The sequence below is a fragment of the Roseicyclus sp. genome (assembly GCF_965662675.1).
Lineage (GTDB): Bacteria > Pseudomonadota > Alphaproteobacteria > Rhodobacterales > Rhodobacteraceae > Roseicyclus.
In genome coordinates, this window is sequence record NZ_CBFIIK010000001.1 from 19,196 (window position 1) to 30,837 (window position 11,642).

The window sequence follows — 11,642 nt, forward strand, 5'->3', positions numbered from 1 at the left end:
CAAAATGGACCGTCTGACTGAAATGGAAGCCTTCGCCATGGTCGTTGACCAAGGTGGTTTCACGGATGCGGCACGCAAGATGGGGATTTCGAAATCCGCCGTCTCCAAGCATGTCTCAAGCCTTGAAACACGGTTAGGCGCGCGCCTGCTCAACCGCACCACGCGCCGGGTCAGCCCCACCGAAATCGGGCTTGCCTATTACGACCGCGCGCGGCGTGTCCTCAACGATGCAGGCGAAGCAGATGCGCTGGTCACCGCGATGCAGTCGGCCCCTTCGGGTACGCTGCGCGTATCGGTCGCGACCGATTTTGGGGTCAACCACATCTCGCCCATTCTGGGCCGGTTCCTGCATGGCTTTCCCGATGTCACCGTGAACATGGTGCTTAACAACCGCTATGTGGAGTTGATCTCGGAAGGGTTCGACATGGCGATCCGGGTGGGCGAGCTGGAGGATAGCAGCCTGCGCGCGCGCAAGATTTGCGAGACCCAGCGCCGGATGATCGCGGCACCCTCCTACTTCGAGAAATACGGACGTCCGGAAAAGATCGACGATCTGAACGAGCACAAGCTTTTGCATTACTCCAACAGCTCAAACGCAAATGTTTGGAAGCTGATGGCGCCTTCGGGCGAACAGCGTCAGGTTCGCAGCGGTGGCTGGCTGACGGTGAATGATGGGCAATCGCTGTTGAATGCGGCGGTCGGTGGGCTTGGCATCGCCTTTTTGCCAAGCTTTCTCTACGCCGAGCCGCTTCGCGCGGGTCTGGTCGAAGACGTCATCCCCGATCTGCCGGTCGATATCCAAGGGGTCTATGCGATCTACCCGCCCGGTCGCTATACCCAGCCCAAGGTGCGTGCTTTCATCGATTTCCTTGTCGACGCCTTCCGGGACAAGGGCCCCAACGACTGGTAAGTCGGCCCGGTTACTGTGCCAACAGCACCACCTCGACCCGGCGGTTCGCTTCGCGACCGTCGGGCGTTGTGTTTGTGGCGCGCGGCGACAGATAGCCGACACCTGCCGCGCTGATCTGATCGGCTGCGGCACCGTGATCATTGATCAAGGATTGGCGCACCGCCGCGGCACGTGCCTCGCTCAGCGCGATGTTGCGATCCAGCGCACCCTCTGCATCTGTGTGGCCGACGAGCGCGATCCGCCGCCCGTTGTCGCCAGCGAGCCATTCCGCCAAGGCCGCGAGGCTGTCATAGCGATTGCCCGACAGGGCCGATGCCCCGGTTTCAAATGTCAGATCCTCAAGCACGACATGCCCGGTCGCGATCAGGCGTGCGATCAGATCGTTCAGATCGGCGCTTTGCGGCGCGGTGAAGCTTGGGATCAAGGCGGTAGGGGCGTTGTCGCCACCCCCGATGCGCGCCAGATGCACATATCCCGCATTGCCACCGACCGATACGGTCAGTGCGATATCCTCGGCCGCCTCGTCCAAGCCGCGCTGGGCCGCGAGATAGTGAAAGTTGCCCAGATCGACGAACATCTCGGGCGCTTGCGCGATAGGCAGGGCGAAACGGAAATCGAAGCCGCCGCAAGCGCGATCGGCGCAGGCAAAGGTGACCGCGTAACCTTGGGCGATCAGCTGCGCGCGCAGCGATGACATGATCGCCGCGGGGTCCGCACCGTTAGCGGGCAATCGCCAAATCTCTTCCGACAAAACACCCGAGACATTGCGCACCGGTGGTGCGCCACCGCGATCGGCGGGGCCTGTCGCGATGTGGAAATCGGCGGTGTTTGCGCTTTGGGCCATGATTTGCGTCGCGCCTGACGGCCAAACCACATCCAAGGCGGCGACGGGTTGCGCGCAGAGGATGAAGACCGCGATAGGAAAGATCCGCCGTCCGCGGAAGGGGTTTGTCATGGGCCCGTCAGATGGTTTTGGCTCGGTAGTGATACTGTCCCACAGGCAAGAAACCGAGGGAAGCATAAAGCCCCAAGGCCGGTTTGTTTTCAACGGTCACAAGCAGGCTGAAATGCCCGGCACCTTGGTCCAAGGCCCAATTGGCGGCTGCGCGCATCATCGTCGCGCCCAAGCCGCGTCGACGATGGACAGGCAGGATTTCCAGCGCATGCAGCATCGCGATCCTGTCGTGGATTGCGACAAAAGCGGTGCCTGCAGGGCGATCTTGGGTGCGGCCCAGAAAGGATGCCTTGGGCAATGGCGCGCGGTCCATCACCGCCAACCGCGCCGGCCCGATCCCGCCTGTGGCCCAGATCTCGGACTGGATAGCCAAGGGCGGCCAGATCGGAAAACAGGTGATCGGTGGCGGTGGGGCGGCTATGTCGGCCGTTGGTACGGTCATGGCGCATGTCTCGTCGCGGCGGTTAAAGCCGCGCGCGGCCAGTCGCGCATCCAGCGCGCCTTGATGGTCGAGCAGCATGAACAGCGGCGGCTGGCCAAGTGCGGCAAGACCGCCGATGGCGGTGTCGATCTCGGCCTCGGTGGCGTCTTCGGCCAAGGGATCGCATAGCCGCGCGGCGCTGACCCTTTGGCCGCCGCCCGCCCCATCGGGCACGATGAACGGGCCTTGCTGATGAAGCTCGGCGGTAGGCCATGTCGCGGCGATCACAGGCATAAGATCACAGAGCCGCATCACGATACCTCAGGCTTCGGGACCGAAAAGACCCGACAAGGCGGCCATCACGCGGTCGATTGCCGGACCATCTTGGCTACGTACCACGATATTCGTGCCGTGAACCCCGTTGAGGTGGAACGGGTAGGAACCGATCGAAACCTCGGGATGGCTGGCTGCAAGCGTGCCCAACGGCCCCGCGATATCGCCCTCGCCCTTCAACAGGCGCATCGATTGCGACAGCATTGGCGGCCCGCCGGTCAGGCGCGGTATCAGGCTGGCGACCATCGCCTCGAAAATCGTGGGCACACCAGCCATGACATGGACATTGCCGATGCTGAAGCCGGGCGCGGCCGAGATCGGGTTGTCGATCAAGATTGCCCCATCGGGGATGCGCGCCATGCGCAGGCGCGCCTCGTTCAGCTCTTGGCCACGGGCATCGTAATGGGCCTGAAGGATGGCGCGGGCATCGTCGCGCACGCCGATCGCGGCCCCCATCGCATCGGCAACTGCGTCGGCGGTGATATCATCATGGGTGGGGCCGATCCCGCCGGATGTGAAAACATGGGTATAGCTGGCCGAAAGGCTCTGTACGGCTGCTTTGATCGTGTCATGCTCATCACTGACGACGCGTGCCTCGCGCATCTGGATGCCGTGATCGGTCAGCGCGCGCGCAAGAAAGTGCGTATTGCTGTCGCGGGTGCGTCCCGAGAGGATTTCGTCGCCGATGACCAGCATCGCGGCCGTAGGGGTGTGCATGCGCGCCTCGCTTTTCTGTCTGGGCCTCGGTATAGGCCCCTGCAACGGCGCTTTCCAAGCCCTGTCATGTCGCCATTGCCGGTCGGGTCGGTAAATCGCCGTGGCAGGAATGGGTTGCGTAAGGATTTGTCACATCTCCTTGACTGGAAATCCGTGTGATCCGGGCCTAATTTAGTTGCAGCAAATTTGGAGGCTCCAAGGTTTGGACGATTTCAATGGCCGCCTGACACGGGATGGCATCCGCATCCATGACGCCGATGATTTTGCCGGCATGCACCGCGCCGGTCAGGTTGCGGCGGGCATTCTGGATGCCATGGCGCCCTTGGTCTTTCCCGGCCAGACGACCGAGGCGATCGACGCCGAGATCGAGCGGCTGGTGACCGACGCCGGGGCCACATCTGCCACGATCGGCTATCGCGGCTACCAGCATGCAAGCTGCATCAGCGTGAACCATGTGGTGTGTCACGGCATTCCCGGGGCCAAGGTGCTCAAGGATGGCGATATCCTCAACATCGATGTCACTGTAATCGTCGATGGCTGGTTTGGTGATACCAGCCGGATGTATGTGGCCGGAACCCTTGGCCGCAAGGCCGAGCGGCTGGTGCAGGTCACGCATGACGCGCTGTTCAAGGGAATCGAGGCGGTGCGCCCCGGCAATCGCTTCGGCGATATCGGCTTTGCGATCCAAAGCTATGTCGAGGCGGCCCGCATGTCGGTGGTGCGTGATTTCTGCGGCCATGGTCTTGGCCAAGTGTTTCATGCACCCCCCAATGTGCTGCATTACGGCCGCCCCGGCACCGGCCCTGTGCTTGAAGAGGGGATGTTTTTCACCATCGAGCCGATGGTGAACCTTGGCCGGCCCGAGACCAAGGTTCTGGCAGATGATTGGACAGCCGTGACCCGCGACAAGTCGCTTTCGGCGCAATACGAACATTCCATCGGCGTGACCGCGACAGGCTGCGAGATTTTCACCCTCTCGCCTGCCGGGAAATTCCATCCGACCTGGGGCTGACGGTTGTGGCGCTAACCCGCCGTTAACCTTTCTTGCGCAGGCTGCCCGAATGTCCGAGCAGCCATCCTTCGCCTTCGATGAAGCCTCACCCCGGTTCTTGCCGGTGGGTGGCGCCCGTGCGGTGCGGGCCGTGGCGGCCGGCCCTTCCAAAGGAGCGGAGTTGCACCGCCATGCCCATCGCGACCGGCTGCGCGCGCGCTTTACCCAAGGTGGTGCCGATGCCATGCCCGATTACGAGCTGCTGGAGATGGTGCTGTTTCGCGCGCTGCCGCGTGGCGACACCAAACCGCTGGCCAAGCGGCTGTTGCAGCGTTTCGGCGATCTCAACCATGTCATGGCCGCCCCGCCCGCCCGCCTGAAAGAAGTGGCGGGGGTGGGTGCGCGCGTGATCTTGGAGTTGAAGCTGATGGAGGCCGTGGGCCATCGCATGGCGCGCGCACAGGTCATCGGCAAGCCGCTTTTGTCGTCATGGGATGCGCTATTGCGTTATTGCCAGACCGCGATGGCGCATCGCGATCTGGAGCAATTCCGCGTGCTGTATCTGGACCGCAAGAATGTGCTGATCGCCGATGAGGCGCAGGCCGATGGCACTGTCGATCATGTGCCCGTTTACCCGCGCGAGGTGGTCAAGCGCGCGTTGGAGTTGAACGCCTCGGCCTTGATCTTGGTGCATAATCACCCTTCGGGCGATCCGACCCCCAGCCAAGCGGATATCGAAATGACCTATGCGATCCGCGACGCCGCGCAGGTACTGGGCCTTGTGATCCATGACCATCTGATCATCGGCAAGGCGCGCGAGGTCAGCTTTCGGGCCGAGGGATACTTGTAGTCGTTTCATCGCGATCGCGCAGCCACGCGGTCAATCAAGCCAGACTTCGACCCGCCGGTTCACGGCGCGGCCCTGTTCCGTTTCTTCGCAAGCCATCGGCATCGCCTCACCGAAAGCGGCGATTTCGAAGGTGACGCGCCCCGGCGTGGCAGCGTCGGCTGCGGCTTGCACCGCGTCGCGCACGGTTTCCGCACGCCGCGCGGCTACCCGCAGATTGATCGCCGCCGCCCCCGCGCTGTCGGAAAACCCCGCGAAGATCAGCCGCCGCCCGTCGAAGGCACCGCTTTCGATGGCAGCGGCAAGCCGGGCCACCGCCGCGCGCGATTGCGCATCGAGATCGCTTGATCCGTCGGAAAAGCGCATCGTGGCAGAAAGCCGTTCGGTTCCGCGCATGCGTGTCACAAGCTGTTGTAGCTGCGTTAGCGGCACCTCTTCCGTTGCCGCGGCGATAGCATTGGCCAGCCGCACACCTTGGCGGTCCAGCGGTATGCGGGTCAGGCTTTGATCGACGTAACCTATTGCGGCGACGATGGCTTCGGCTTCGGCGGTTTCGGTCCAGTCGAGGAAATCTTGCACAAGTTGCGGTAAACGCCGTGGCGCCAGATAGGCATGTACCGGCAAGGTCAGCGGATAATCCTCGGCCTTGATTGCATCTACGTCAGCGGCTTGGGTCAATCCGCAATCCCCCAACAGCGGCAAGTTGCGCACCGCGCCCTCGCGTGATCGACCCGAAACACCAAGCGCGAAATTATCGCGCGCCACGGCAACGGCCAGTGCGGCCGTGCTTGCATGATAGGTGATCATCGGGGTCAGTTCGCCATCGGATGTGCCAAGCGCCAGTGTCGCGAAGAATTGGGTCATCCCGTTATCGGCGCGCAGCATATGCCGGGCTATCGGCGCATCCGGGCCGCCCAAATCCTGCCAATTGTCGATCTCGCCGCGAAACACGGCCGTCAGATGGTCGAGAGAAATCGCGTCGATCGGATTGCCCGATGCGACAAGCGGCACGAGGGCATCAAGCGCAATAACCCTGACCCGGCGGGTAAGCGGCGGGTCGCCAGGGGCGCTGGCGCGGTCTGCGCGCTGCTCGCCTTGGGTGGGACGGCGCAAGGTAAGCGCCATATCCGCCTCGTTGTTCAAAAGCGCGAGAAAGCCGGTGTCGCTATTGCCCGACGACAAAAGGAAACGGGCCGCGACACTGTTGTCTTGTCGCAGCAACGCATAGGCGATCGCCCCATCGCGCGGCTCGGGGCCACGCAGCACCATCGCGTGATCAGTGGCAAATCCCTGCAACAGGGCGGGCAGCAAGGTCTCGGTCACACTGGCCTCGCCCGCGATCCGTGCCTCGGCGGTAAAGCTCATCAGATCGGGGCATCCCGGCCCGGCACAGGCCACCCCTTCGGCGGCGACGGTCAGCGGGCCGTAAATGGTGTCGATCTGGTAATAGGTGCCGTCAAAGGCGGTCAGCGTGCCCTCCAGACGGACATCACCGTCAAGCGAACGCAGTTCGACATCTTGGGCAGCAACGGGTGCGACCAGAAGGAAACTCAACATACTCAACAAGGTCAGCCGAAAGGCGAACCCGCACCGAAGAAGCATAAGGCGTGCCTCGAGAACTCAATTCGCGGCGAGTCTCGGAGCGTCGAAGAGATTTTGCAACACGAGAAAATCACCAACGCCGTCGCAGCCCGGCAATGTCACCGTGATCGGCCAGATATCGACACCGCCGCTCTGGCTCAGTTGTTTGGCCTGCGCACGCAAGGGGCGGCCGCATGTCTCGGGCTTGATCGGAATGTCGAGCGACAGGCGCACATCCGCGGCGCGGGTCTGGGGAACCGTGTAGATCTGGATCTGCCCTGACGCCAGCAGGCGCGGGTCACCGAGGGTAGTCAGAAAGCCGCCATTTCCGGCAAGCATAGCGGCCATATCGCCGGGCATTTCTTGCCAGATATGACCCGGCGCGCCGAAATCGGCATCATTTTCGAAGGCATGCAACTCCAAGCCCAGATCGCCATCCCATGTGACGGCGACGCGCGCATATTCGGCAAGATCGGGCAAACCCGCGATCGCCATCGTCTCGTCGCCGGTATCGCTGATGATCGTGATGAAGGCCGGTGTTTCGAGGGCTGGAATATCGACCGTCAATAGCCCCATCACATCGGTGCGCGCGGAAAAGGACAGTCCGGCGTGCGCGATCTCGAGAGTGGCTTCCGGGCGGCACGGGTCGAACACATCGAGCGCCACCATCGCGCCGGGCATCGCTGTCGCTGTCACGGAAAGACCGCATGGCAGACCAAGAGCGCTGAAGCTTGGGGCGGGCGCGCGTGGTGGCATATCCGGCGTTGCGACATCCGCGATCTGAGCGGCTTGCCCCTGTACGGCACCGGGTGCCGGCAGTTCGGCGGGAACGGATGCTTGCGTCTGTGAGTTTCCACGCGCGGGCCACAGCCCGCTCATCGCGATCCCGCCCCCCAGGGCAAGACACAGGGCCGTCAGGGCACTTGCCCGCAAAATCGCCGTTTTCGTAGCCATGGCTTCCGCCTCCGCGCAATTCGATGCGCTTTGCGATAGCGGCGGAATGGGGCAAAAGCGGGGTGAAATCTGTCACTGTTTGTGAACAGTGACGATCATTCCCGCATATTGTTCGAATTCCGGCACTAAACGCGATGCAATTGCCGCGCGATCAGCTCAGCCGCCCATGACAGTGCTTGAACTTCTTTCCAGACCCGCAGGGGCAGGCGTCGTTGCGACCGGGGTTGCCCCATGTCGTGGGATCGCTTTCGACAAAGCCCGCGCTGGCGGGGCCAGCGGTGGCGTCGCCCACGGGGCCGGCGGTGGCGGCCTCGAGTTGGCGCTGTGCTGCCTCTTGCTGGGCCTGCAACTGGCGGATCAACTGTTCTTGCTGCTCGGCGCTGAGCGGTTGGATGCGGGCGAGCTTGCCCGTCACATCCGTGCGGAGCCCGTCGAGCATGGATTCGAACAGCTGGAAGCCTTCGGTCTTGTATTCGTTCAGCGGGTCGCGCTGGGCGTAGCCGCGGAAGCCCACCACCGAGCGCAGATGTTCAAGCGTCAGCAGGTGGTCGCGCCATTTCGCATCGATTGTCTGCAACAAGACCTGCTTTTCGATCGAACGCATTTGTTCGGGGCCGAATTGCGCGGCCTTGGCCGCCATGTAGTGATCCGCAGCTTCTTCGAGGCGATCGCGGATCACCTCTTGATCCACACCATCTTCGGCCGCCCAATCGGCAAGCGGCGGGTCGATGCCGAGTGTGTCGCGCACGGCGGTGACCATCTCGTCCACTTCCCACTGATCGGCGTAGGATTTCGGCGGCATGTAGGTGTCGACCAGATCTTCGATCACCTGATGGCGCATATCGGCGGTGACCTCGGCGATATCGTCCGCTCCCATGACTTCGCGGCGCTGGTCGAAGATGACCTTGCGCTGGTCGTTCATCACATCGTCGAATTTCAGCAATTGCTTGCGGATGTCGAAATTGCGCCCTTCGACCTTGGCCTGTGCGCGTTCGAGCGATTTGTTGACCCAGGGGTGAACGATCGCCTCGCCCTCTTTCATGCCCAAGGTCGACAGCATCTTGTCGAGCTTTTCCGACCCGAAGATGCGCATCAAGTCGTCTTCCAACGACAAGAAAAACGAGGACCGCCCCGGGTCGCCCTGACGGCCCGAGCGGCCGCGCAGCTGGTTGTCGATGCGGCGGCTCTCGTGCCGTTCGGTCGCCAGAACGTAAAGACCGCCCGCCTCCTTGACCTTTTGTTCATCGGCGCGGTGCTCATCCTCGATCCGGGCGCGGATCGCGGCATGATCGCCGGTCGGATCGGCGGCGATGGCTTGCATGATGCGGAACTCGACGTTGCCGCCCAGCTTGATGTCGGTGCCGCGTCCGGCCATGTTGGTGGCGATGGTCACAGCGCCCAGCTTGCCCGCATCGGCGACGATCTGCGCCTCTTGCTCGTGTTGGCGCGCGTTCAGGATGTTGTGGGGCAGCTTGGCGGCGGCCAACATATTGCCCAGCATCTCGGACTTCTCGATCGAGGTCGTGCCGACCAGAACCGGCTGGCCCTTGGCATGCGCCTCGCGGATGGCCTCGACGATGGCCTCGTATTTCTCGCGCGCGGTGCGATAGACAGCGTCGTCATCGTCTTGGCGTGCGACCGGCACATTGGTGGGGATCTCCACCACGCCAAGCCCGTAGATCGCCATGAATTCCTCGGCCTCGGTGGCGGCGGTGCCGGTCATGCCAGCCAGCTTGCCGTAGAGGCGGAAGTAGTTCTGAAAAGTAACGCTTGCCAAGGTGACGTTTTCGGGCTGGATCGCGCAGCCCTCCTTGGCCTCGATGGCTTGGTGCAGACCATCCGACAGGCGGCGGCCCGGCATCATGCGGCCGGTGAATTCATCGACCAAGACCACCTCGCCCGAGCGCACGATATATTGCTGATCCTTGAAGAATAGCTTGTGGGCGCGCAGCGCGTTGGTCAGGTGATGCACGATGGTCGTGCTTTCGGGATCATACAGGCTTTGCCCCTCGGGCAAGAGGCCGGTTTGAAGCAGCCGCTCTTCGAGGAAATCATTTCCCTCATCGCTAAAGGTCGCGCTGCGGGCCTTTTCGTCGATGGTGAAATGGTCGTCCTGCACATCGGGGATGATCTTGTCGATGGTGATATAGAGTTCCGAGCGGTCTTGCGTCGGGCCCGAGATGATCAGCGGCGTGCGGGCCTCGTCGATCAGGATGCTGTCGACCTCGTCCACGATGGCGAAGTTGTGGCCACGCTGTGCCATGTCCGACAGGCTAGCGCGCATGTTGTCGCGCAGATAGTCGAAGCCAAGCTCGTTGTTGGTGGCATAGGTGATATCGGCGGCATAGGCCGCGCGCTTTTCATCATCGGGCTGACGGGGGTAAACCACGCCGGTGGTCAGGCCGAGGGCGGCATAGACCTTGCCCATCCATTCCGCGTCGCGTTTCGCAAGGTAGTCGTTGACGGTGACGATATGCACGCCCTTGCCCGATAGCGCGTTGAGATATGCCGGAAAGGTCGCGACCAGCGTCTTGCCTTCACCGGTTTTCATTTCGGCGATATTGCCCTGATGCAAAAAGATGCCGCCGATCAGCTGCACATCATGGGCGCGCAGCCCAAGCGCCCGGCGCGCGGCTTCGCGGCAATTGGCGAAGGCTTCGGGCAAAAGCGCGTTCAGATCTTCGCCGCCTTGGGCGCGGTCGCGCAACTCTTGGGTCTTGGCGATGATCTCGGCATCCGAGAGCGCCTGATGTGCAGCCTCCAGCGCGTTGATCTGTGCCACAAGAGGATTTGCGGATTTGACCCTGCGGTCGTTCGAAGAGCCGAAGACCTTTTTCGCCAGCGAACCCAATCCGAGCATGTGATGCGCCTTTTTGTGGTGGCCGCGATGCGCGTTTTTTCGCGCGGGCCGGTAAAACTCAAACGATCGTGTGGGGCATCCGGGTTGTTCGGCCCATCGCGTCAGTCTATCTACGGCGCCAATACACCGCGCCCCGATGTCATTCGACAAGCGACATAAGGGGCCGCCACATGGGTGTCAACGCGGGCGACACCCCTCGCGCCATAGCAAAGGAACCCTTTCCATGAAGAGATTTTTCGCGGGCACCGCCCTGTCCCTCCTCCTTGCCATGCCTGTCGCTGCGCAAGACAGTGTCGATGCGGGGACTGTTTTGGCCAGTGTGGGCGGTACCGAGATCACCTTGGGCCATGTGATCGCCATGCTCAGCGTGCTTCCGCCCGAGTACCAAGGCTTGCCCGATAACGTCCTTCTCGACGGGTTGCTCGAGCAGTTGGTGCAGCAAGAGGTGCTGGCCGCCGTCGCCGCGGACGATATCGGATTGACCGAGCGTTTGGGCCTCGAGAACGAGCGCCGGGCCTTTCTGGCCGCCACGTTGGTCGACCGTATCGGTAGTGCCGCCGTTTCGGAGGCCGATCTACAGGCTGAATATGATGCGCAATTTGGCAGCGTCGGACCGGTCACCGAGTATAACGCCAGCCACATCCTGCTGGAAAACGAGGCCGATGCCCAAGCTGTGATTGCGTCCCTCGCCGAAGGGGCCGATTTCGCGGAATTGGCGCGCGAGCGTTCGACCGGCCCATCGGGTCCGAATGGCGGCGCCTTGGGCTGGTTCACAGCGGGCATGATGGTGCCGACCTTCGAAGAGGCTGTTTTCGCGCTTGATGTGGGTGAGGTTTCGGCCCCGGTCGAGACGCAGTTCGGATGGCATGTGATCGTTCTGAACGAGACCCGCGAACAAGCCCCCCCCACGTTGGACGCGGTGCGGCCCGAGCTTGAGGATGGGTTGCGTCGTGCGCGCGTTACGGCAGCGATGGACGAGTATACGGCCGCCGCCGATATCGTGCGCCCCGAGATTCAGATTGACCCGGCCATGATCCGGGATTTGGATCTGCTCGCCGAATAACGGCGGTCAT

The 11,642-nt window shown here is 62.6% G+C and carries 10 protein-coding genes; 4 read left to right on the forward strand and 6 right to left on the reverse strand.

Going from position 1 to position 11,642, the window contains the following annotated elements; all coding sequences use genetic code 11:
- Nucleotides 1-4 precede the first annotated feature (4 nt).
- Entirely contained in the window at nucleotides 5-910 is a 906-nt protein-coding gene (locus ACTG4J_RS00100) for a LysR family transcriptional regulator (RefSeq protein ID WP_439136402.1), read from the forward strand.
- A 10-nt stretch (nucleotides 911-920) separates the two neighbouring features.
- Here the strand turns inward: ACTG4J_RS00100 and ACTG4J_RS00105 are convergent, their stop codons facing one another.
- From ACTG4J_RS00105 to ACTG4J_RS00115, 3 genes are all read right to left on the reverse strand, one after another.
- Entirely contained in the window at nucleotides 921-1,754 is an 834-nt protein-coding gene (locus ACTG4J_RS00105; RefSeq protein WP_439136404.1) for an OmpA family protein, read from the reverse strand.
- Nucleotides 1,755-1,872: 118 nt separating this feature from the next.
- Nucleotides 1,873-2,598 carry a GNAT family N-acetyltransferase gene (locus tag ACTG4J_RS00110; RefSeq protein ID WP_439136544.1) on the reverse strand — a complete coding sequence of 242 codons (726 nt, stop codon included), beginning with the start codon at nucleotides 2,596-2,598 and terminating at the stop codon, nucleotides 1,873-1,875.
- Nucleotides 2,599-2,607: 9 nt separating this feature from the next.
- Nucleotides 2,608-3,336: a competence/damage-inducible protein A gene (locus ACTG4J_RS00115; RefSeq protein ID WP_439136406.1), complete on the reverse strand. Its 729-nt coding sequence runs from the start codon at nucleotides 3,334-3,336 to the stop codon at nucleotides 2,608-2,610.
- 202 nt (nucleotides 3,337-3,538) lie between these two features.
- Between ACTG4J_RS00115 and map the strand changes: the two genes are divergently transcribed.
- Together map and radC are read left to right on the forward strand one after the other, a co-directional pair.
- Nucleotides 3,539-4,348 carry a type I methionyl aminopeptidase gene (gene map / locus ACTG4J_RS00120; protein WP_439136408.1) on the forward strand — a complete coding sequence of 270 codons (810 nt, stop codon included), beginning with the start codon at nucleotides 3,539-3,541 and terminating at the stop codon, nucleotides 4,346-4,348.
- Nucleotides 4,349-4,397: 49 nt separating this feature from the next.
- Complete coding sequence (gene radC, locus ACTG4J_RS00125; protein ID WP_439136410.1) at nucleotides 4,398-5,177, forward strand: RadC family protein; 780 nt, start codon at nucleotides 4,398-4,400, stop codon at nucleotides 5,175-5,177.
- A gap of 30 nt (nucleotides 5,178-5,207) precedes the next feature.
- Here the strand turns inward: radC and ACTG4J_RS00130 are convergent, their stop codons facing one another.
- The 3 genes from ACTG4J_RS00130 to secA all read right to left on the reverse strand — a co-directional run bounded on the left by ACTG4J_RS00130 (nucleotide 5,208) and on the right by secA (nucleotide 10,569).
- The gene (locus tag ACTG4J_RS00130; protein ID WP_439136412.1) at nucleotides 5,208-6,776 is read right to left on the reverse strand and encodes a phosphate ABC transporter substrate-binding/OmpA family protein; all 1,569 of its coding nucleotides are present in this window, start codon (nucleotides 6,774-6,776) and stop codon (nucleotides 5,208-5,210) included.
- 18 nt (nucleotides 6,777-6,794) lie between these two features.
- Nucleotides 6,795-7,634 carry a hypothetical protein gene (locus ACTG4J_RS00135; protein ID WP_439136414.1) on the reverse strand — a complete coding sequence of 280 codons (840 nt, stop codon included), beginning with the start codon at nucleotides 7,632-7,634 and terminating at the stop codon, nucleotides 6,795-6,797.
- 226 nt (nucleotides 7,635-7,860) lie between these two features.
- Nucleotides 7,861-10,569 carry a preprotein translocase subunit SecA gene (secA, locus tag ACTG4J_RS00140; RefSeq protein ID WP_439136416.1) on the reverse strand — a complete coding sequence of 903 codons (2,709 nt, stop codon included), beginning with the start codon at nucleotides 10,567-10,569 and terminating at the stop codon, nucleotides 7,861-7,863.
- 223 nt (nucleotides 10,570-10,792) lie between these two features.
- On the opposite strand from secA, the gene ACTG4J_RS00145 reads away from it, so the two are divergent.
- The gene (locus ACTG4J_RS00145; RefSeq protein ID WP_439136418.1) at nucleotides 10,793-11,632 is read left to right on the forward strand and encodes a peptidylprolyl isomerase; all 840 of its coding nucleotides are present in this window, start codon (nucleotides 10,793-10,795) and stop codon (nucleotides 11,630-11,632) included.
- Nucleotides 11,633-11,642: the final 10 nt, after the last annotated feature.

Coding starts and splice junctions, on each gene's coding strand:
- ACTG4J_RS00135 (WP_439136414.1), bottom strand. CDS start 7,634: ATGAGCGGGCTGTGGCCCGCGCGTGGAAACTCACAGACGCAAGCATCC.
- ACTG4J_RS00110 (WP_439136544.1), bottom strand. CDS start 2,598: ATGCGGCTCTGTGATCTTATGCCTGTGATCGCCGCGACATGGCCTACC.
- ACTG4J_RS00115 (WP_439136406.1), bottom strand. CDS start 3,336: ATGCACACCCCTACGGCCGCGATGCTGGTCATCGGCGACGAAATCCTC.
- ACTG4J_RS00145 (WP_439136418.1), top strand. CDS start 10,793: ATGAAGAGATTTTTCGCGGGCACCGCCCTGTCCCTCCTCCTTGCCATG.
- ACTG4J_RS00130 (WP_439136412.1), bottom strand. CDS start 6,776: ATGCTTCTTCGGTGCGGGTTCGCCTTTCGGCTGACCTTGTTGAGTATG.
- secA (WP_439136416.1), bottom strand. CDS start 10,569: ATGCTCGGATTGGGTTCGCTGGCGAAAAAGGTCTTCGGCTCTTCGAAC.
- radC (WP_439136410.1), top strand. CDS start 4,398: ATGTCCGAGCAGCCATCCTTCGCCTTCGATGAAGCCTCACCCCGGTTC.
- ACTG4J_RS00105 (WP_439136404.1), bottom strand. CDS start 1,754: ATGGCCCAAAGCGCAAACACCGCCGATTTCCACATCGCGACAGGCCCC.
- ACTG4J_RS00100 (WP_439136402.1), top strand. CDS start 5: ATGGACCGTCTGACTGAAATGGAAGCCTTCGCCATGGTCGTTGACCAA.